Annotated in this window: 19 protein-coding genes; 15 read left to right on the top strand and 4 right to left on the bottom strand. The window is 37.8% G+C overall.

The window, feature by feature from the left end; translation table 11 throughout:
• Window positions 1-993: a tRNA dihydrouridine(20/20a) synthase DusA gene (dusA, locus tag NMG86_RS15730; protein WP_026798021.1), complete on the top strand. Its 993-nt coding sequence runs from the start codon at window positions 1-3 to the stop codon at window positions 991-993.
• On the opposite strand, the gene NMG86_RS15725 is transcribed toward dusA, so the two are convergent.
• Complete coding sequence (locus NMG86_RS15725) at window positions 923-1,516, bottom strand: hypothetical protein (RefSeq protein ID WP_026798020.1); 594 nt, start codon at window positions 1,514-1,516, stop codon at window positions 923-925. The genes dusA and NMG86_RS15725 overlap by 71 nt on opposite strands.
• A gap of 4 nt (window positions 1,517-1,520) precedes the next feature.
• On the bottom strand, window positions 1,521-2,213 hold the full coding sequence (gene ispD, locus NMG86_RS15720; RefSeq protein WP_026798019.1) for a 2-C-methyl-D-erythritol 4-phosphate cytidylyltransferase: 693 nt from the start codon (window positions 2,211-2,213) through the stop codon (window positions 1,521-1,523).
• Window positions 2,214-2,292: 79 nt separating this feature from the next.
• Between ispD and NMG86_RS15715 the strand changes: the two genes are divergently transcribed.
• The 5 genes from NMG86_RS15715 to NMG86_RS15695 all read left to right on the top strand — a co-directional run bounded on the left by NMG86_RS15715 (window position 2,293) and on the right by NMG86_RS15695 (window position 6,922).
• Complete coding sequence (locus NMG86_RS15715; protein WP_026786175.1) at window positions 2,293-3,255, top strand: glycosyltransferase family 9 protein; 963 nt, start codon at window positions 2,293-2,295, stop codon at window positions 3,253-3,255.
• A gap of 175 nt (window positions 3,256-3,430) precedes the next feature.
• On the top strand, window positions 3,431-4,603 hold the full coding sequence (locus NMG86_RS15710; RefSeq protein WP_043938564.1) for a DUF8838 domain-containing protein: 1,173 nt from the start codon (window positions 3,431-3,433) through the stop codon (window positions 4,601-4,603).
• A gap of 118 nt (window positions 4,604-4,721) precedes the next feature.
• Window positions 4,722-5,615: an adenine-specific DNA-methyltransferase gene (yhdJ, locus tag NMG86_RS15705; protein WP_237747625.1), complete on the top strand. Its 894-nt coding sequence runs from the start codon at window positions 4,722-4,724 to the stop codon at window positions 5,613-5,615.
• Entirely contained in the window at window positions 5,596-6,753 is a 1,158-nt protein-coding gene (locus NMG86_RS15700) for a hypothetical protein (RefSeq protein ID WP_026798016.1), read from the top strand. Before yhdJ ends, NMG86_RS15700 begins: the two co-directional genes overlap by 20 nt.
• The gene (locus tag NMG86_RS15695) at window positions 6,746-6,922 is read left to right on the top strand and encodes a hypothetical protein (protein WP_155806284.1); all 177 of its coding nucleotides are present in this window, start codon (window positions 6,746-6,748) and stop codon (window positions 6,920-6,922) included. The genes NMG86_RS15700 and NMG86_RS15695 overlap by 8 nt, the downstream gene beginning before the upstream one ends.
• 63 nt (window positions 6,923-6,985) lie before the next feature.
• Here NMG86_RS15695 and NMG86_RS15690 read toward each other — a convergent pair whose 3' ends face one another.
• A complete protein-coding gene (locus NMG86_RS15690; protein WP_233423043.1) occupies window positions 6,986-7,474 on the bottom strand; it encodes a DUF29 domain-containing protein in 489 nt (162 codons plus the stop codon).
• 111 nt (window positions 7,475-7,585) lie between these two features.
• Between NMG86_RS15690 and NMG86_RS15685 the strand changes: the two genes are divergently transcribed.
• The 7 genes from NMG86_RS15685 to NMG86_RS15655 all read left to right on the top strand — a co-directional run bounded on the left by NMG86_RS15685 (window position 7,586) and on the right by NMG86_RS15655 (window position 13,929).
• Complete coding sequence (locus NMG86_RS15685) at window positions 7,586-8,134, top strand: hypothetical protein (protein WP_052338749.1); 549 nt, start codon at window positions 7,586-7,588, stop codon at window positions 8,132-8,134.
• Window positions 8,135-8,143: 9 nt separating this feature from the next.
• A complete protein-coding gene (locus tag NMG86_RS15680; RefSeq protein ID WP_026798015.1) occupies window positions 8,144-8,689 on the top strand; it encodes a PIN domain-containing protein in 546 nt (181 codons plus the stop codon).
• Window positions 8,690-8,917: 228 nt separating this feature from the next.
• Complete coding sequence (locus NMG86_RS15675) at window positions 8,918-10,075, top strand: Re/Si-specific NAD(P)(+) transhydrogenase subunit alpha (RefSeq protein WP_026786182.1); 1,158 nt, start codon at window positions 8,918-8,920, stop codon at window positions 10,073-10,075.
• Window positions 10,076-10,102: 27 nt separating this feature from the next.
• The gene (locus NMG86_RS15670) at window positions 10,103-10,399 is read left to right on the top strand and encodes an NAD(P) transhydrogenase subunit alpha part 2 (RefSeq protein WP_026786183.1); all 297 of its coding nucleotides are present in this window, start codon (window positions 10,103-10,105) and stop codon (window positions 10,397-10,399) included.
• Window positions 10,399-11,802 carry an NAD(P)(+) transhydrogenase (Re/Si-specific) subunit beta gene (locus tag NMG86_RS15665; protein WP_026786184.1) on the top strand — a complete coding sequence of 468 codons (1,404 nt, stop codon included), beginning with the start codon at window positions 10,399-10,401 and terminating at the stop codon, window positions 11,800-11,802. Before NMG86_RS15670 ends, NMG86_RS15665 begins: the two co-directional genes overlap by 1 nt.
• 87 nt (window positions 11,803-11,889) lie before the next feature.
• Window positions 11,890-13,194, top strand: coding sequence for an AAA family ATPase (locus NMG86_RS15660; RefSeq protein WP_193372477.1), 1,305 nt, complete (start codon window positions 11,890-11,892; stop codon window positions 13,192-13,194).
• Window positions 13,195-13,206: 12 nt separating this feature from the next.
• Window positions 13,207-13,929 (top strand): RloB family protein, encoded by a 723-nt coding sequence (locus NMG86_RS15655; RefSeq protein WP_026786185.1) that lies wholly within the window; start codon window positions 13,207-13,209, stop codon window positions 13,927-13,929.
• A 69-nt stretch (window positions 13,930-13,998) separates the two neighbouring features.
• Here NMG86_RS15655 and NMG86_RS15650 read toward each other — a convergent pair whose 3' ends face one another.
• The gene (locus tag NMG86_RS15650; RefSeq protein ID WP_026786186.1) at window positions 13,999-15,183 is read right to left on the bottom strand and encodes a CapA family protein; all 1,185 of its coding nucleotides are present in this window, start codon (window positions 15,181-15,183) and stop codon (window positions 13,999-14,001) included.
• Between the two features lie 199 nt (window positions 15,184-15,382).
• Here NMG86_RS15650 and NMG86_RS15645 point away from each other — a divergent pair, with 199 nt between their 5' ends.
• Together NMG86_RS15645 and NMG86_RS15640 are read left to right on the top strand one after the other, a co-directional pair.
• Window positions 15,383-17,845: a tetratricopeptide repeat protein gene (locus NMG86_RS15645; RefSeq protein ID WP_043938566.1), complete on the top strand. Its 2,463-nt coding sequence runs from the start codon at window positions 15,383-15,385 to the stop codon at window positions 17,843-17,845.
• Between the two features lie 185 nt (window positions 17,846-18,030).
• Window positions 18,031-19,857: a patatin-like phospholipase family protein gene (locus tag NMG86_RS15640; RefSeq protein WP_026798013.1), complete on the top strand. Its 1,827-nt coding sequence runs from the start codon at window positions 18,031-18,033 to the stop codon at window positions 19,855-19,857.
• Window positions 19,858-20,171: the final 314 nt, after the last annotated feature.

Raw genomic sequence — 20,171 nt, 5'->3', positions numbered from 1 at the left:
ATGAATCTTCCGACCTCAATTGTCACCTCAAATCAGGTTTATCCCCTCAGTATTGCACCAATGATGGATCGCACCGATCGCCATTATCGCTATTTTATGCGACAAATCACCCGGCGAACTTTGCTATATACCGAAATGGTGACAACGGCGGCAATTTTGCATGGAGATCAAGAGCAATTATTGGGATTTTCACCCGAAGAAAAACCCCTAGTATTACAATTAGGAGGAGATAATCCGAATCATCTGGCAACTTGCGCTAAAATAGCCGAAGATATCGGATATGACCAGGTTAATTTAAACGTGGGATGTCCCAGTGATCGGGTGCAAAATGGCAATTTTGGGGCTTGTTTAATGGCGCAACCGGAGTTAGTGGCTAAAGCAGTAGAAGCAATGCAAAAAGTAGTTAATATTCCGGTGACAATTAAACATCGAATTGGTATTGATGACCAGGATAAATATGAAGATATGGCGAATTTTGTCAGAATAGTTGCTAACGCCGGATGTCAACATTTTAGTGTTCATGCACGCAAAGCTTGGTTACAGGGTTTAAGCCCCAAAGAAAACCGGACTATTCCCCCATTAAGATATGAAGAAGTTCATCGTTTAAAACAAGAGTTTCCTCAGCTATTTATTGAAATTAATGGCGGGTTTAAAACCCTAACAGAAGTTAAAGATCAATTGCAATTTGTTGATGCTGTGATGATCGGACGCGCCGCCTATGATCACCCCTATTTGTTTGCAACGGCGGATCAAGAAATCTATGGAGAAAAGACACCTCCCTTGACCCGTCAAGAAGTCATAGAAGCTATGTATCCCTATCTGGAATATTGGTTAAAAAAAGGGGTAAAACTAAATAGTATGACCCGCCATTTTTTAGATTTATTTGCCCAACAACCAGGGACAAAAGCCTGGAAACGTTATATTAGTGAAAATGCCCATCTGACCCATGCTGGAGTAGAAGTTCTTGAACAGGCATTGAAGCAACTTCCTTAACCTTCAAACTCCTATTGTTAAAAAACAAATTAAATAAGGTTCCCTTTCCTAAGATTTTATTCAATTCTCTCATCATAAAGAAAGGAATAAAAACAATCAATAAACATAAAATTTGATAAAATAAATCAATTTGAGAAACTTGATTTTTAAATTCTATTAAAATCCGTTCCAGAGATTCATGTTGAAATAAACCTACAATTAAATGTTCTATACTATTAAAAAACAAAGCAATGATGGTAAATAAAACGGATTTATAACCCACCGAAATAATTAACGGCTTATCTTGATAGCGTTCTACAATTGGCATTTTTTCCGATAAAAGAATTACCTTTCCTAAAACTAAAGCTCCCATAATCTCAATTCCGTAGTTAAAGCCATTAATGCCATATTTAACTAAAGCTAGGGAATTTAAGGTTACTAAAATACTAAAGGATGAGGCTAAATATAAATTAATAATTCCGAGATTAATGAACTCACGAATTAAGATATTTTTCCAGTTATTCAATGTAGTTTTGGCGATCATATTTTTATTCCTGATTTTTGATTTTTGATCTTAAAATAAATTCTGCCACACTTAGATCTACAGGAGTTGTCACTTTCAAATTAGTTTCTTCTCCCATAACAATATGAACGGATAACCCACATTTTTCAAATAAAGCGGCATCGTCGGTGACTTCCCAACCCTGTTGACGTCCCTGATCATGACATTCTTTTAATAATTTCACCTCAAAACCTTGGGGAGTTTGCGCCGCCCATAATTGTTGGCGATTTGGGGTATCTAAAATTAACCCATTTTGATCAACAACCTTAATCGTATCCTTAACTGGAACCGCCGCAATTAACCCCGAACAAGTCTGCAAAGCCATCCCACAGCGCTCGAATAACTCCGGTGTGGCCAAACATCTCGCCCCATCATGAATTAACACCCGCTCCGCATCGGTTGGTAAGGCCTGTAAGCCATTATAAACTGATTGTTGACGGGTTTCACCCCCCTGAATTAACTCGACGGGTTTAGTTAAATTAAGCTGGGCTAAAATTTCCTGAAAGTCGGGAAAATCCACGGGTTGACCCATGATCCCGATCCATTCAATACAAGCTGAAGCCTCCGCCGCTTCAAGTGTCCAGGCTAATAGGGGTTTATCCAATAAAGTTAGGAGCAATTTGTTGCGATCGCTCCCCATTCTTCGTCCCATACCCGCCGCCGGAATTAATAGGTGCATTGTGAAAATTTAGAGGTAAAATTGACAATTCTATGTTCATATTAGAATTAAGCTGACCTTGTAGATTAACTCTTTAATTATGAGAATACTAGCCCTTGTCCCAGGTGGAATAGGCGATCAAATCCTGTTTTTTCCCACCCTTGATGGCCTCAAGCAAGCCTATCCTGAAGCCCAAATTTCTGTTATGGTAGAACCCAGAGCCAGGGGAGCTTATCGAGTTTGTAAGTCCGTTTCTGAAATTTTAACCTATGATTTCAAGGGACGGAACAGTTTAGCCGACTGGGGAAATTTTTTAGGAATTGTCCGTGACCGGGAATATGAAGTGGTAGTCTCCCTGGGTCAAAGTTGGACAGTCGGGTTGTTATTGTGGTTAACGGGTATCCCCACCCGCATTGGTTACGCAGGCGGGGGTGAGGGGTTATTTATTAGCAACCCAGTCCCCTTAAAACCAGAGCAGTACGCCGCCGAAATGTATTATGACCTGCTCAAAGGGTTGGATATTATTAGTCCCTTCCCAGGATTATCAATTAATGTGCCCAAACTGGATCTCGACTGGGGAGAAGCGGAACAGAAACGGTTAGGAGTCAAGGATAGTGGTTATATTTTGATTCATGGGGGATCTAGCCAGTTAGCCAAACAAAAAGGCATTGATAAAATCTACCCCGTGGCCAGTTGGCAAAAAATTATTCAAGATATTCAACAGCGCCAACCTAACCTCCCCGTGATCATTGTCCAGGGGCCAGAAGATGGGGCCTTAGTGCGGCAAATTGTCGAATCTTGTCCCCAGGTTAAAGTCACCCAACCGGAGGATATTGGTAAATTATCGGCGATGATCGCCTCGGCGAATTTAATGCTTTGTACCGATAGCGCCCCCATGCACCTAGCCGTTGCGGTGGGAACCTATACGATCGCCTTATTTGGCCCAACAGAACCCGCTAAATTATTACCAAAAAGCGATCGGGTAATTGGGCTTAAATCTCCTTCAGGCAAAATGTCTGATATCTCTCCCGATCAAGTAATTAAAAAAATCTGGGGCGGATGAAATCAGTTATCAGTTAACAGTTATCAGTTATCAGTTAATAGTTGTCAGTTAATAGTGAACAGTTAATAGTTGTCAGTTAATAGTGAACAGTTAATAGTGAACCATTAACTAATTAAAATCCGTGAAATCCGTGAAATCCTCTTAATCCGTGTTCAAATCCTCTTAAATCCGTGATATGAATTACAATATTGAAGAAACAGTTATTGAACGCTACAAAGCGGGAGCCCAAACGGTACAACCTTCCCTCTGTTGTCCGGTGGAATATCAGGAAAATCAATATTTAGAAATTATTCCCCAGGAAATTATAGATAAAGATTATGGTTGTGGTGATCCTACTCGTTATGTTAACCCAGGGGAAACCGTAGTTGATTTGGGTTCCGGGGCGGGTAAAAATTGTTATATGATCGCGCAAAAAATAGGAGCATCCGGTCAAGTGATTGGGGTAGATTTTAATGATACAATGTTGGCTCTTTCCCGCAGCTATCAACCGGAAATAGCGGAGAAATTAGGCTATTTTAATACCAGCTTTGTTAAGGCAAAAATTCAGGATTTAGCCTTAGATTTAGATCAAGTTCAACAGAGTTTAAAAGTTAATCCGATTCAATCAATTGAAGACCTAGGAAAATTTGAGTTAGAATGCGATCGCCTCCGTCAACAAAACCCTTTAATTGCTGATCATAGTGTTGATGTTGTTATTTCTAATTGTGTTTTAAATTTAGTCCGTCCCCAGGATAAGGATCAACTATTTCAAGAAATTTATCGAGTCTTAAAACGGGGCGGAAGGGCAGTTATTTCCGATATTGTTTGCGATCAAGATCCCACACCTAGGATTTTAAATGATCCCGATCTTTGGAGTGGTTGTATTGCTGGAGCGTTTCGGGAAAATGAATTTTTAGAACGGTTTGAACAGGCCGGATTTTACGGCATTGAGATATTAGCTCGACAGGAAGAACCTTGGCAAGTTATTGATGGTATTGAGTTTCGTTCCCTAACGGTTACTGCATTTAAAGGCAAAGACGGCCCCTGTTTAGATGTAAACCAAGCCGTGATTTATAAAGGGCCTTGGAAACAAGTCATGGACGATGACGGACATATTTTATATCGGGGGGAACGGATGGCAGTTTGTGATAAAACCTACCATATTTATAATAACATAAACGGCCCCTATTATCAAGATATTTTAGGAATTTTACCCCATGAAACTATCCCCCTAGAATCAGCCCCAGAATTCGATTGTAGACGGAATGCTATTCGTAAACCCGAAGAAACCAAGGGAGAGCATTATCACGTTACCATCACCAATTCTGATAATTCCTGTTGCGCTCCTGATAGTTCTAGTTGTTGTTAAATCTTTAAAAAAAGGTTATAATAAGTACTGATCTAAGGTGATATTTAGTAACTTTAGATTAGGGCGATCGCTAATAGCTAGAAACACTTTATTGGTTTATAAATTACTTTCCTAACCAATGGTAATGTTTGAACGATATGAAGACCAGGGACATATTATATTTCACGGTGATTCTTTACCTATTTTGTCGAGTGAAATAACATCTGAATCTGTAGATCTAATTTTTATTGATCCTCCCTACAATATCGGGAAACAATTCTCAAATTTCCACGATAAGTGGGAGTCTGATGAGGAATATGCAGTATGGGCTTATAAGTTACTGGATGAGTGTATTCGGATATTAAAGCCTAATGGAACTTTATATGTGATGGCAAGTACCCAAGCGATGCCATATTTTGATCTTTATTTAAGAAATAAAATAGTAATTTTGAGTCGCATTATATGGCATTATGATAGTTCAGGAGTTCAAGCTAAAAAATACTTTGGATCAATGTATGAACCCATACTTTATTGTGTTAAAAATAAAAGTAATTATGTATTCAACTCGAACAATATTAAAGTAGAAGCAAAAACAGGCGCACAAAGAAAGTTAATTGATTATAGAAAATCGGTTCCTAGTCCCTATAATTCGGAAAAAGTACCGGGGAATGTCTGGTATTTTCCTCGTGTTAGATATCTTATGGAAGAATATGAAAACCATCCTTCCCAAAAACCTGAAGCATTGCTAGAGAGGATAATTCTTGCTAGTAGTCAGGAGGGTGGTATTGTACTTGATCCATTTGGAGGTACATTTACATCGGGTGCAGTATCCAAACGATTAGGAAGAAATTCTATTAGTATAGAATCTCAAGAGGAGTATCTTAAAATTGGTCTAAGGCGAGTTCTGGGATGGCAAGAATATAAAGGTGATCAGCTATTACCTCCACAGAAAAAACAGACTAGAAGAAATAAAAAAATTCAAAATTTTGATTTCATCCAAAAGGAGCTTTTTAATGCCGACAGTACAGCATGAATTTACCGATAAGATTACTGAAATTTTAAATATATATTTCCCTGAACAGGGAAGTAAAATCTTAGATTCTAGCGAGTTATTACAATATCTAAATATTAAAACAAAAGCTGCTAATCGTGGTTCCAAGTCACGAGCAGGATTGGCAAATCATTATGCTATATATGTCTTGGTCGAGGACTATCTAAATAATAAGTTTCATATTAATGGCAATTATAGTGATTATGAAGGAGCAAAATTTACAACACTTCTTCAGAGACAAAGAGAACTTCCATTTGGAAGTAAACTCCAAAATCATGCCCTCAATAGTAGACTAAATGAAGAATTTAAAAAATACTTTCCAACATCATATTATGTACCTATAATCAGAGATGCTAAAACCAATAAATATTGGATTAATGAAAATCTCTTGAAATGTTCTATTGATAATTCTCAAATAAATATTGCTGAAGCGATTAAAGATATTATTGATGCTTATATATTGGCGCGTGGTCAAGCATTCAATGACTTTATGATCTATTGTCAACAGATGATCAATATTCAGAAACAAGATCCTTCACAAGCGGTTAAATTTATTAAAGATTTACTGAAACCTAATATAGATGCAAGAGTTTTTGAAATTGTCAGCTATGCTATTTTGAAAGAATATTATGCAGACCAACAAATATATTGGGGTTGGTCACCCGATGAACTGAACGTGGAATATTTAATTTTATATAAAACGGGTCGAACCAACGCAAATGATGGGGGTATAGACTTTGTAATGAAACCCCTGGGAAGATTTTTTCAAGTCACAGAAACTCTTGATGCAGGTAAATATTTTCTCGATATTGACAAGGTTCAGAGATATCCGATTACTTTTGTTGTGAAAACAGAACATACCGTTGAAACAATCTTAAACAAAATCAGAGAAAAAGCGACGGAAAAATATAATATTAAAGCTATTGTTCAAAAATATATGGAATCTATAGAAGAAGTGATTAATATTCCAGAACTGATGAGTCATTTTGATAGGGTTTTAGAACGGGGTAAAGGTGCAGCAGTAATTGAAGAAATTGTTTTACAGAGTCGTGTGGAATTTAATGTAGAAGCAGAGGAACAAGATATTTTGATCAACGAAGATGGGGTTGAAAATGAGTAGAAATTGGTATTCCCATAAGTCGCCGTTTTATATTGAATCAGCCCCAGAATTCGATTGTAGACGGAATGCTATTCGTAAACCCGAAGAAACCAAGGGAGAGCATTATCACGTTACGATCACAAATTCTGATAATTCCTGTTGCGCTCCTGATAGTTCTAGTTGTTGTTAAATCTTTAAAAAAAGGTTATCATAACTAATAGGATTTGGAGAAACTCTGTTTCAGATCGCTACCTTAATCTTCTTGCTCATCATCCGATAAAATATATTCATCCTCAAAAACCTCTGACCAAGAAAGAGAAGTCAAATGACATTTAACTTTCCTTATTTCCAGTTCAGCCTCTTTTACAGCAGCTTGAAAACATTTATCCCAAATTGATTCAATAAAATCTCGATTCAAGCTGGGAACTTCCTCTTGAATATCCTCGATTTCTCGACGGGCTGAGAGAATACTGATCGCCCAGCTATTCGTGCGTTTTTGAGGTTGACATTTCCATTTGATCACATGAACCATTAACCGAATTAACTGACTTTTTAATGCTAATTTTTTCGATTTTCCCATAGATTCAATTAAGGCATAAAGTCCTTCTCTGGCTTCCATCACTTGATTCTCCTGTAATAGTTGCTCGATAGTTACAGCCATTTGATATTCTGATCCAGTCGCCAACCAGTCCCAATCTTGTTTAGTTAGCATTGCCATTTCCTTGAGATTACCCATATTCATAAACTTATCATAACTAATAATATTTTGAGAAACCCAGTTAAGGATTATAGCTATTTTCGAGAATTTATGATAATCTTGATTTAGGATCAAACAAGAATCAAGGTAAAAACGATGGATATTGTTAAAGCAAAACAAGAAACAATTGCCTCTTTAAAATCCTTGGGGATTGATTTTTATGAAATGCCCAATGGCACTTTTCGCATTGGAGGTCTGAAAGGTAATCAAGATTTAGAATATAAAATATCTTGGCTGAATGAGAAAAATTTTAACAATGATCAACTCAGAGAATTAGAAAAACTTGGTTTCAAAAATGAGATCGAAAAAATAGAAATAAATTTCAATATTACAAATCAAGAAAAATTTTTTTTACTATCAACTATTAGCTTAGAAGACTTTAACAGTCTAATGCTTTATGAATCTTTAAATGGCAACAAAAAAGCCTTAGAAATTTTATTGTCTTTAGCCATGTTAGGTCTTAATTCTCTTTCAGAAAGTTCTGATTTTGAAGTAAAATCAACAAAAGATTTTACTCGCCAATTGCTAAATCTTGAATATGAAAAAGCCAATCAATTAGTTATGGAAGAAATGAAAGTAGAAACACTAGAAGAAATTGAAACTGAAGATGAACTTTTATCTCTAGCAGTTTCTCTGACTTGCTAATCAATTTTTATGAATAACATACTACGATTATGCCTTGACCTCAATATTTGGTGTGCTGTTATGCTTGCTAATAAGAAAGGCTGGCAAAATACAGCGTGCCAATTTTTAGTTAACGTTGTTCAAGAAGGAATCTGCGAGTTGGGTTGTGTTCAACTTATTATCTCCTATGAGATGCTAGATCGTCTATATTTGGTATTAGTCAATAAAATGGGTGTTTCAGAATCTACAGCACAAGATTACGTTCGGACAATCCAGGCTTATGCAGAAGCCGGAATAATAGGTGGCCCTCAGTTAACTTTAGGAGGAACTGGCGTTATTCCATTACGTGATGTTGAAGATCGTCATGTTCTTGAAACAGCCTTGGCTGGTAATGCTTCTGTGTTAGTAACAAAAAATCTTAAGGACTTTTTATCTAAAGATACACATATTATCGAAGTGGAGAAACATTTAATTTACTCTAATTCGGGTAAATCTCTGCATATTGTACATCCTTATTTAATGACAGAATGGATTAGGCAAAATAATATACCAAATGTAAATATTAAATTTGATTAATCACATTAGTTCCTTTTTTCTTAGGGATATTTGTTTATCTGTATTAAGATATAACCTAAACTTGTATGTCTGGAATCTTATCGAATTTCCAAAACCTCGCATATAATATAACACGATCTTGTTCATGTTATCGGGATTGACCAATATTGCATTAACTTGCCTAAGCGGAGGAAACAACATAACTGTTAATCGTTAACTGTTAACTGTGAACAAATTATCAGGAGATTTATGAAAATTGGCATTGCTAAAGAGATTCAGGTAGATGAACGGCGAGTGGCCCTCATCCCTGATGTTGTCGCCCGTTTGGTTAAACAGGGTGTGGAAGTATGGGTGGAGACAGGGGCCGGGGAACGGGCCTGTTTTTCCGATGCAACTTATGAACAGGTTGGGGCGAAAATCGTTGATCAGGGGACACTTTGGGGCGAAGTGGATGTCCTGCTGAAAGTCGGGGTATTAGAGGACTCTGAAGTCTCTCAACTCAAGTCTGGAGGGGTTTTAATTACCTTTTTAAACCCCTTGGGAAACCCAGAATTAGTCCAGAAACTGGCGGCGCAGAACGTGACCGCCTTTAGTATGGAATTGATCCCGCGTACCAGTCGCGCCCAAAGCATGGATGCCCTATCCTCCCAAGCAAACTTGGCCGGATATAAGGCGGTATTAATTGCCGCAGCAGCCTTACCGAAATATTTTCCGATGTTAACCACGGCCGCGGGAACCATTCGTCCCGCCAAGGTGTTAATTTTGGGGGCTGGAGTCGCTGGGTTACAAGCGATCGCCACGGCCCGACGTCTGGGTGCTATCGTCGAAGGGTTTGATATTCGTCCCGAAGTTAAAGAACAGGTACAAAGTTTGGGGGCTAAGTTTGTAGATGTGTCCCTAGAGGAAGATACCGTGGCCGAGGGGGGTTATGCTAAGGAAATTTCCGAAAAAGCCAAGGAACGCACCCGGGAAGTCCTGACGCAGCACGTCGCGGCTTCTGATGTGGTGGTGACAACGGCCCAAGTTCCGGGGAGAAAAGCCCCGGTGTTAGTCACGGAGGATATGGTAGCCCAAATGAAACCCGGTTCGGTGATCGTCGATCTGGCTGCCGAACAGGGGGGAAATTGTGAATGCAGCGAAGCCGGAAAAGATGTGGTTAAACATGGTGTGACGATTATTGGGCCGATTAATTTACCTGCTTCCATGCCCATTCATGCCAGTGAAGTTTATGCGAAAAACATTTCGGCTTTATTGGGATTAATGATTAATAAAGATAAGCAATTGGAGATTAATTTTAGTGATGATATTCTCGATGGATCTTGTGTAACCCATAATGGTGAAATTCGTTCCGGGCGGGTTAAAGATGCTTTAAGCGCAAATAGTCAACAAGTCTCGATTTCTGGTTAAGTTCACAATCTCTAAATCTAAAATTATATGACCGCAGAAACATTAATTTCCGCATTGTTTGTGTTTGTTTTAGCAACATTTGCGGGGTTTGAAGTGATTACGAAAGTTCCGCCAACTTTGCATACTCCCCTGATGTCTGGGGCAAATGCGATTTCAGGAATTTCCGTTTTAGGAGCGTTAATTATTGCTGGCGATCGCGATTGGAATGTCACCGTTATTCTGGGATTTATTGCAATTATTCTCGCCATGATTAACGTTGTCGGTGGCTTTTTAGTCACAGATCGAATGCTGGAAATGTTCAAGAAAAAAGAGGTTAAAGCCTAATGGATATTCGCTTAACGGGAATACAACTCAGCTATTTAGTAGCTGTCACATTCTTTTTCTTTGGATTGAAAAAGTTAGGATCTCCAGCAACAGCTAGAAGTGGCAATTTATGGGCCGCCATTGGGATGTTAATTGCTGTTGTTGCCACGATGTTAGATCGGCAGGTTTTGAACTATGAATGGGTTATCCTTGCCTTAGTGATTGGTTCGGTCATTGGGGCAGTGATGGCTTATAAAATTCAAATGACAGAAATGCCCCAAATGGTGGGTTTACTAAACGGTTTGGGGGGTGCCGCTTCTTCAATGGTGGCGGTGGGAGAATTTTGGCGCTATTTAGCCCTAGCAGAAACTCCCCCTTTAGGCACAACAATTACTGCGATTTTAGGAGTATTAATTGGAGGAATAACCTTTACAGGTTCGATGATTGCCTTTGCCAAATTGCAGGGAATTATGAGTGGTTCTCCGATCTTATTTCCTCTGCAACAACAGTTTAATATTCTGCTGTTTGTTGCTTTTGGAGTCGGCAGTGTTTATATTTGCCTAACTCCTTTTAATGTGTCGGTATTTTTAGGGTTAGTGTTCATTTCCCTAATTTTGGGGGTGTTATTTGTCATTCCCATCGGGGGTGGCGATATGCCTGTGGTGATTTCTCTGTTAAATTCCTTTTCGGGGTTGGCAGCGTCAGCAGCCGGGTTTGTGGTGATGAACAACCTGTTAATCATTGCTGGGGCGTTGGTTGGGGCGTCGGGGATTATCCTAACGGTGATTATGTGTAAGGCGATGAACCGTTCTTTAACTAACGTGCTATTTGCCGGATTTGGCACGGGAGAAAGTGGTTCTGGGACTGTTAGTAGCGGTGGTTCAACGGATCAAACGGTTCGCAGTATTGACACCGAAGAAGGGGCGATGATGTTAGGATATGCCCGTTCTGTGGTGATTGTACCTGGATATGGAATGGCTGTAGCCCAGGCCCAGCATAGTGTTAAGGAGTTGGTGGATCAATTGGAAAGTAATGGGGTGGATGTCAAATATGCCATTCATCCGGTGGCGGGACGGATGCCCGGACACATGAACGTCCTATTAGCGGAGGCGAATGTTCCCTATCCTCAATTATATGATATGGATGACATTAACCCGCAGTTTGATCAAACCGATGTAGCGTTAGTTATCGGAGCCAATGATGTGGTGAACCCGGCGGCACGGGAAGATAAAAATAGCCCCATTTATGGGATGCCGATTTTGGATGTGGACAAAGCTAAACATACCATTGTGATTAAACGCGGTATGAGCACTGGGTTTGCCGGGGTAGAAAATGAACTGTTTTATAAGGATAAAACCATGATGTTGTTTGGCAGTGCCAAGGATGTTGTGGCTAAGTTGGTTTCGGAAGTTAAACAACTGTAGTCCTGGTTAATTGACAAAATCATACTGGTTGGTTATATTAAAATTATCGAACCAGTATGATTTTGCGAAAATAACCCTAAAAAAGCAATGTTGATAGAATTTAGAGTCGCTAACTACATATCAATTGGTGAAGAACAAGTGTTAAGCTTGGTTCCTGCCCCAAAGCAAAAGGAGCATTATGAAAATATCATTCAAAGGGGAAAGCATCAGGCTTTAAATGCTGTGGCTATATATGGTGCTAACGCTAGTGGAAAATCCAACCTGTTGAAAGCAATGGGTATATTAGGAAAATTAATTAATTTTTCTGCACGTTTCTCTTCAACAACAAAGTTACCATACGACCCTTTTTTACTTAGAGAAGATTGGATTAATAAACCTACTTTTTTGGAAATTGTTTTTTTAATTGCAGAAGATAGATACAGATATGGAATTGAATTCAACCAAAATGAAATAGTTTCAGAATGGCTATTTAGAAAATCTATAGGTAGAGAAGTTAAATTATTTCAAAGAAGCCAAGATATCATTGATGTTTCTTCGGGTTTAAAAGCTTCTTCAACGATTATTGATGCCGCAATAGAAGCAACAAGAGACAACGGATTATTTTTATCAACTTGCGATATATTAAATATTGAAGAAGCAAAAAATATTCTTCATTGGTTTAAGAAATATACAATCATCGACGGATTAAATACAGATCATGAGGCAATCAAAACCATTAGTCTTTGGGACGATCAAGAATATCGTCAAAAAATTAAGGCATATTTTACTAGCCTAAATTTTGGAATTATTGATTTAGAGGTTCAAGACCAAGATTTTGATCCATTAGAATTGTCAGAAAAAATATCAGATGAATTTAAGAATTTTTTGATTAATGAACTCACCGTAGCGAAAAAATATACTGTCTATTCAACACATCGTATTTATAACAGTCAATACCAAGAAACTCAAAAATCAATAGCTTGGGAATTGAATAAAAATGAATCCCCAGGAACTCAAAAAGTATTTCATTTAAGTGGGCCCATACTATGGACTTTGATGAATGGAGGCATATTAATTATTGACGAAATAGAAGGAAAATTGCATCCGATAATGACGCTTCATACAATCAATATGTTTTTGAATAATAAGACTAACCCTAATCATGCTCAATTAATTTTTGCTACCCATGATACCAATTTATTGTCTTATGCTAATTTGAGAAGAGATCAGATATATTTTACTGAAAAAAATCCTTGGGAATCGACGGAATTTTATTCTTTATCTGATTTTATTTATATGGATAAAAAAAACGGAATACCTGAAAAAGAAAGACCCGATACAGATAAAGAAAAAAGATATTTTGAAGGTAGATATGGGGCAATTCCAGTTTTAGGAAATTTTAATCTAGTGTAATTATAAAAAGCAATGGCAAGGAAAGGTAAGTTAAAACAAAAGGCAACTAAAGAAACAATTGAACGTCCAAAAAGAGTGCGGCGCTACGAATACTTTTTTTTAATTGTTTGTGAAGATCAAAAAACTGAGCCAGAATATTTTCAACAATTTGTTGATCTGTTTCCTGATGGTACATTGTATTTAAGACCAGTAGGTACAGGTTTGTCACCATTAGGTGTTGTCAATCAAGCAATTATTGAAAAAGCTGAATTAGAAGCAGAATCTAAAAAAGAGTTTGGCAGAGATGATGCTGTTTGGGTTGTTTTTGATAAAGATGATGCAGATTTTAATGTTAATACACGAAAGAATTTTGACGAAGCATTTGAAATAGCAAACCAAAATAAATTTGAAATCGCATATAGTAATGAAGCTTTTGAGCTTTGGTTTTTACTACACTTAGAAGAAGTGCCTTCACATCCTCCTATTCCTAGATCGGATATTTACACTCGTCTAGGAGAACTTATCAGGCAAAATCCCAATGAGTCTAATTTCGTATACGATCATGGTAATATACAGATAGTCGAAAAAATCAACCAATTTGGTAATGAATTAAACGCAATTGAACGGGCTGAAATTCTTTTACAGGCCCAAAAGGGAGTTGCACCAATACAAGCTAATCCCAGTACAAAAGTTCATTTACTTGTCCAAAAGTTAAGAGAGTGGATTGATTACTACACTCCCGATCGCACGACATAAACCGGGTTTCTCAACAAATATTGATCGGATACAATTAATCTTAATTAGAAACCCGGTTTCTTGAATACTCTACTTTAAAGAATTAAGATGACGATTCATATTATTTAAGTCAATTTCTAACTGTCGATAATCTCCCGCCGATAATAAGGGATCTTTGCCAGATTTTAATACCTGTGCTATGGGTAGAATCCGAAACTGATATTTCCCATTCTGATCATAGCGATGTACCCAAGTGGGTAGGGTTTGAATGTCTTTAATTTCAATGGTTTTATCAGGAAAATTCTTTAAAATATTCACTTTAAAAATAGTCCCTAAATCTCGATATTTTTCCCGTTGATTAGAGACAAAATTCCCCATAGAATAAATAACTACAGCTTTTTTAGACTTTCCTAATTTCCCAGTTTGTTCAAAAACTTGATAGGGTTGCACAACATGGGGATGACTCCCTAAAATAATATCAGCCCCAGCATCAACTAACTGTTTTACTAAGGTTTTTTGTTCGGTATTCGGTTGACGTTGATATTCTGAACCAAAATGTAAAATAACCGTGACCACATCTACCCCTAATTTACGAGCTTTAGTAATATCTTCGGTGATTTTTTTAGCATCTATTAATGAGACTAAATAATTTTTACCCTTGGGAATCGGGATACCATTAGTACCATAACTATAAGCCAAAATTGCCATGGAAATATTATTTTTTTCAACAATAACTATTTTTTCAGCTTCCTCAACCGAGGCAGCCGTTCCCACGGAAATTAAACCTCGTTTTTTCACATTTTCTAAGGTTTTTAAAACGCCTTTTTCTCCTCGATCCAAAGAATGATTATTTGTAGTTGAGATAATATTAAATCCGGCTTTAGTAATCGCATCTGCTAAAGAATCTGGAGCATTAAATAAAGGATATCCTGTATATCCAGTTTCCGGGCCTGATAGGGTAGTTTCTAAGTTGCCAATCACCCAATCTCCTGATGATAAAATTCCTTTAACTTCTTTAAAAAAATTATCATAATTATAGGTTTTTGTAGTTGGGTTATAACCGGATTTAATTTGAGCTCCGTGCATCATAATATCCCCCACGGCGATTAATTCTGCTTCTTTTGTATAAGATTGGGGTTTGGGGGGTTGAGGTTTGATAATTTCTGCGGCGACTTCTGCTGTTTTTGTCGGGTTTGTGTTACTACATCCCCCGCTAAAAATAAACAAACTACTGGTTAAGATTAAAGTCATCCATCGACTCTTAAAAATCATCATTTTTACCCTAGAATTTTGATGATTTTACCGCAATTGTTACCCTAATCAGATCAATTATTAGGTCAGTCCCAGATTGGAAATTAGTTTTCATTGATCGGGGAATCAGGTAATTGATTAAGAATCCGATCGCTTGGATTTAGGGTAAACTATAGGGGATGGGTTGGAGAACTCGGACTTGGTTAAGCAGACAAAGCTATTCATGCAAAATTATCAACGGACTGATGCTGGTGTGATCTCGGATCGACGCCTGAATTTTTTGGCCTGGATATCCCGCAGCAGCGTGATTCTGACTTTAGTATTACTTTCGGCGGGAGTCAGCATGGCTCAGTCCCCCAAGTCTCCAGAACCGAAACCCAGCACTCCGACAAAAACCCTATCCCCCAAGGAGCGGCTGGAACTGGAACAACTGCGACAACAGCAGCTTTTACAGGAACAAGTTCAAGCGGAAGCTCAACGCACCTTTAAACAGACAATGACCCTGTTTAATCTCCTATTAGGATTGTTAGGAATTCTATTAGCAGCAACCTTAGTGGGATTATGGTTATTACGGCGTTCCGTTGTCCGAGAAGTAACCGTTATTGTTAAAAATCATCTGAATGAATTAGGGGATTTAGAAGGAAAAATTGCCGTCGCTAATCAACAAATGCAAGCGGTGATTCGGGAAACCGATAAAATTGCTCAAGACCTGAATGCAGAAGCGGATGATTTTCAGGATGAATTAGGAACCCATCGCAATCAAATTGGGGAATGGTTAACTGAATTATCCCAAGTTCGTCAAGGAGCATTACAAAATTTTCAACAGGAAACTCAAGAAGTTACCCAGGAAATTAATCGCTTAGAAATTGAGTTTTCTAAACAATTGGCAGATTTACAAAATCGCGCTAGTAATCAACAGGATTTAATCTTACAAAACTTAGATAAACTGGGAACAAATTACGCGAATCATGTCGCCGGGTTGCAGGCGGATGTGGATGGTCAAAAAAATACGGTTTTAGAGAATTTCAAACAATCAGAAGCCACTTTAACTAATCAATTATCCGAGTTACAAATTCAAGTTCAAAATCAACGCGATCGCCTATTCAAAACTCTTGAACAGGTGGGTACAGAATTTAAAACCACCGTATCCGGTTGGCAAACCGATGTCGAAGGTCAAAAAAATACCGTGGGCAAGAATTTACAACAAATTGAAACTGAATTAGCTCAGGAGTTATCCCAACTACAAAAACAGGCAGAAACCCAAAAAGATCGGGTCTTTGCTCGTTTAGAACGTTATGAAACGGATTTCGCTCCGCAACTAGAAGAAATTAGAATTAAATCGGAACAAAAAGCTCAAGAACAAATTGATTTAGCCCTGAAAAATTTAGAGAAATTTGGCAAGGATGCGGTGACTCAACTCTCCGAATCCCAAGGCAGAATTCAAGGACAAATGGAGCAGAAACTCCAACGCATTCAACAGTTGGAACAGCAAGCAGAAACCCAACTAGCAACCTATCAACAACAATTACAGATTCAAGTCGATGAAAAGTTACAAAGATTACAACAATTAGAAGCGGAATATGCTACCATTATTGCTGATAGTCAAACCGGATGGAAAACCCAAAAAGAACGAATTGTCCAACGGTTAGAGAAGTTTGATCAAGATGTAACTGGGGTAATTGAACAGTTAAGAGGAGATTTACAAACCCGCAAGGATTCTACTTTTAATAAATTAGATAAATTTGATTTAATGTTAACGGAACAGATCACAGAAGTTCAAGCGGATGCTAATGCTCAAAAAGCGGGGATTTTTCAAGAATTAGTGGCAATGCAGTCGGAAGCTTTGGTGAAAAAAGATGAAATTCTCCAACAGTTATTAGCCGTTTCGCCAACGGATTTAATGGAATCGGCGGTTTCAGAAATGATCCAGAAAATTGACACCATTTCCGAACAATTAGATCGGTTAAAATCCAATAAACCGGAGTTATTTTTAAATGTTGATGATTATGTGCAACGGGGGAATTTATTGTTTGCTGAAGGCCGTTATGAAGATGCTTTAGCTACCTTTCATCAAGTAGTAGAATTGCAACCCAATGATTACCGATCTTGGCTAAATCGAGGCATGGCATTAAGTCGATTAAAACGTCAAAATGAGGCGATCGCATCCTATAAAAAAGCCCTAGAAATTAAACCAGATTATCACCAAGCCTGGGTAGATTTAGGTGTAGCCTATGGCAAATTACAAAAACATCAAGACGCCTTTGAAGCCTTTGATCAGGCGGTGAAAGCCAAACCAGAAGATAGTGTGGCTTGGTTAAATCGAGGTATGGCATTACAAGCAATTGAAAGATATCAAGATGCGGCAACATCTTTTGATCAGGCGATTGAATTTGACCCGGATAATTCTAAAGCCTGGAATTATCGCGGTTATGTTTTAATTAAGTTAAAACGGGGAAAAGAAGCCCTAGAAAGTTTAGATCGGACGTTAACTTTAAAACCCGATTATGCCGATGCTTATTATAATAAAGCAATTATTTATGCTCAACAACGTCAAACGGAATTAGCCGTTGAAAATTTAGAGCAAGCAATTGATCTGAGTGCCCGTTATCGAGAGGAAGCCAAAACCGACCCGGATTTATATGCAGTTATTAAGTTTTTGCGTCCGAAAGCCAAACTTCAATCCTAATATCCCGTTGTTGGGCTAGTTGTTGGGCTTTAGCCCCTCCTAATTATTGGGCTTTAGCCCCTCCTAATTATTGGGCTAGTTGTTGGGCTTTAGCCCCTCCTAATTATTGGGCTTTAGCCCCTCCTAGCCCTAAGAAGAAAGGGCTAAAGCCCAACAACGGTGCCTTTCTGCAAATTCTAATAGTTATGACCCTAGAAAATACCTCTCCCAATCCTAGTCAAATTTCCCTAAATTTGTCAGGAGGAATTGCCCTCGGAGCTTATATGGCTGGGGTGTGTTTTGAATTAGTTAGACAAGCCAGAAAAGACAATTCTCCCCTGTTAATTGATTTGATTACCGGAGCATCTGCTGGGGCGATGACCGGAGCAATTACAGCTTATTATTTATTAAATCGAGAGATTACTGATACTGAGTATGAGTCCCAAAATATCTTACAAAGAGCTTGGGTAGAAAAAGCTGATATGAAAGATATTGATACGGTGTTTGCCATTGAAGATTACCGTCAAGTTTTGAATAATTTATTTAACAGTCAAAATGAAAGTTTATTATCTCAAAAAGGGATTAAAAATATTGCTAATTTAATTACGGAAAATACCGATCAACTGAAAGTTCATCAACCCTTAGCCTTAGTAATGACGGTTACGAATTTACAAGGGCTGTTAGTAACTTATGAAAACAAATGTCGCAATTTTTCCGGTATTCCAGCCGTTAACCATGCAGAAACTCGGCAGTTTTTGTTTCATTCTGAGTTAAATCGTCAAGGCGATCGCTTACAAAAAATTTGGAAAAAAGTAATTGACACCAGCCTAATTTCGGGAGCATTTCCCGTTGCCTTCCCTCCAATTCAAGATTCATCTAATGTTAAAAGTTATAACTTAAAAAATCTGAGTCCAGCTTATTTTACAATCTCTGATAAATCCAGAAAACAACAACTAGATCCGGCTCTACCGATGTTTTGTAGCCAAGAAACTCTCAAATTTTGGTATAGTGACGGGGGAATTTTAGATAATTTACCCATTCTCAAAGCCATTGATTTAGAAGCGAGAATTTACTTAACTTCTTTGCCCAACTCAGAGTATTTAATTCAAGAAGAAGGGGCGGATTTTATTAAATTCAGTCATGATTTTAACATCAAAACTAAAGCCGAACGAGAGCAGCGAATTTATGCTTATGTTTCTCCCTCATCTTTGGAAAACTTAGAAAGTAGACCCAGCTTAAAAAAGAACAATTTTAATCTATTTGACTTGTTATTTGATGGGTTAAATATTCCGTCTGCTCAACAGGATGCCATACAGTTAAAAAAGATTGTAGAAATCAATCAACAAGTGGATTATAAAGAGAATATATTATCCCTTTTAGAGACTTTACCCACCAACCAGTCCGGGGAAACTGTTTCTAAAATAAAAACCGACCTAGAAAAAGCCATCCCCTATCATCATATCCAATTATCGCCCATTACACCCTTAATTTTGAATCAAATTTCAGGGATTGAAAATGTAGAAGCGCAAGAGGAATTAGAAAATCTATATAAAAAATTCCGATATTTATTCAAAACTCCTCTAGTCGAGAAACCTACAGACGTCGAGCAAGTATTAGCTTCAGATTTTATCAACGCTTTTGGAGGATTTTTTGATAGAAAATACCGAGAACAGGATTTTATTTTAGGCAGACTTTGTGGTTTAACTTGGCTCCACTTAAACTTTAATCAAATTGACACCAAAAGTTCGATTTCAAGATTAAATCAAATCTTTGATTCCGGTCAAATTCAATTTGATAATCCCAAGTTTAAAGACTTAAAAATTAGCTATAGAATTCGCTTAATTAGACTATTAGTTCGGGGGTTAAGAATGATGACCGTCCAAACCCAGATGAAAAATAGTAATAAAATTTTACTGGGATTATTTCAAGTAATTTTACTGCCGTTATTTCTATTCATAGAAATTTTATTAACCTTGGGTTTAATATTAACTGAAATTATCGAAACATTCTGGGAAAAAATTAATCAGAAATAGCAAATAGGTGTGGATACCAAACCTAGTAGGGGTAATTCATGAATTACCCCTACATCTATAGCAATCCTATTTGAGTTGTGTTCAAAAGTCTTGGGCAAAAGGGAACACCGGAACAGCCCCCCCAAACCCCCCGTGCACGGGGGGCTAGGGGGGGAGAGAACGCCGGATCTGGGGTAATACTTCTGGCTGTTTCATGTCAGTATTAAAATGTTACAACCTATTTAGGATTGCTATAGGGTTACATCCCCAAATTTGCGTAAGTCCTGACTACAGTTAAAACTGCGGTGAGTCGTTTTTCCTCCCGGCTCTGAAGA

The organism is Planktothrix rubescens CCAP 1459/22 (assembly GCA_904830895.1).
In the GTDB taxonomy this organism is placed as follows: Bacteria; Cyanobacteriota; Cyanobacteriia; order Cyanobacteriales; family Microcoleaceae; genus Planktothrix; species Planktothrix agardhii.
Note: the sequence above shows the minus strand (reverse complement) of the source record. Positions and strands in the feature narration are given on the sequence as shown.

Bases quoted from the DNA above. Each gene is read 5' to 3' on its own strand.
- dusA (WP_026798021.1), top strand. From the start codon at position 1: ATGAATCTTCCGACCTCAATTGTCACCTCAAATCAGGTTTATCCCCTC.
- NMG86_RS15725 (WP_026798020.1), bottom strand. From the start codon at position 1,516: ATGATCGCCAAAACTACATTGAATAACTGGAAAAATATCTTAATTCGT.
- ispD (WP_026798019.1), bottom strand. From the start codon at position 2,213: ATGCACCTATTAATTCCGGCGGCGGGTATGGGACGAAGAATGGGGAGC.
- NMG86_RS15715 (WP_026786175.1), top strand. From the start codon at position 2,293: ATGAGAATACTAGCCCTTGTCCCAGGTGGAATAGGCGATCAAATCCTG.
- NMG86_RS15710 (WP_043938564.1), top strand. From the start codon at position 3,431: ATGAATTACAATATTGAAGAAACAGTTATTGAACGCTACAAAGCGGGA.
- yhdJ (WP_237747625.1), top strand. From the start codon at position 4,722: ATGGTAATGTTTGAACGATATGAAGACCAGGGACATATTATATTTCAC.
- NMG86_RS15700 (WP_026798016.1), top strand. From the start codon at position 5,596: ATGCCGACAGTACAGCATGAATTTACCGATAAGATTACTGAAATTTTA.
- NMG86_RS15695 (WP_155806284.1), top strand. From the start codon at position 6,746: ATGAGTAGAAATTGGTATTCCCATAAGTCGCCGTTTTATATTGAATCA.
- NMG86_RS15690 (WP_233423043.1), bottom strand. From the start codon at position 7,474: ATGAATATGGGTAATCTCAAGGAAATGGCAATGCTAACTAAACAAGAT.
- NMG86_RS15685 (WP_052338749.1), top strand. From the start codon at position 7,586: ATGGATATTGTTAAAGCAAAACAAGAAACAATTGCCTCTTTAAAATCC.
- NMG86_RS15680 (WP_026798015.1), top strand. From the start codon at position 8,144: ATGAATAACATACTACGATTATGCCTTGACCTCAATATTTGGTGTGCT.
- NMG86_RS15675 (WP_026786182.1), top strand. From the start codon at position 8,918: ATGAAAATTGGCATTGCTAAAGAGATTCAGGTAGATGAACGGCGAGTG.
- NMG86_RS15670 (WP_026786183.1), top strand. From the start codon at position 10,103: ATGACCGCAGAAACATTAATTTCCGCATTGTTTGTGTTTGTTTTAGCA.
- NMG86_RS15665 (WP_026786184.1), top strand. From the start codon at position 10,399: ATGGATATTCGCTTAACGGGAATACAACTCAGCTATTTAGTAGCTGTC.
- NMG86_RS15660 (WP_193372477.1), top strand. From the start codon at position 11,890: ATGTTGATAGAATTTAGAGTCGCTAACTACATATCAATTGGTGAAGAA.
- NMG86_RS15655 (WP_026786185.1), top strand. From the start codon at position 13,207: ATGGCAAGGAAAGGTAAGTTAAAACAAAAGGCAACTAAAGAAACAATT.
- NMG86_RS15650 (WP_026786186.1), bottom strand. From the start codon at position 15,183: ATGATGATTTTTAAGAGTCGATGGATGACTTTAATCTTAACCAGTAGT.
- NMG86_RS15645 (WP_043938566.1), top strand. From the start codon at position 15,383: ATGCAAAATTATCAACGGACTGATGCTGGTGTGATCTCGGATCGACGC.
- NMG86_RS15640 (WP_026798013.1), top strand. From the start codon at position 18,031: ATGACCCTAGAAAATACCTCTCCCAATCCTAGTCAAATTTCCCTAAAT.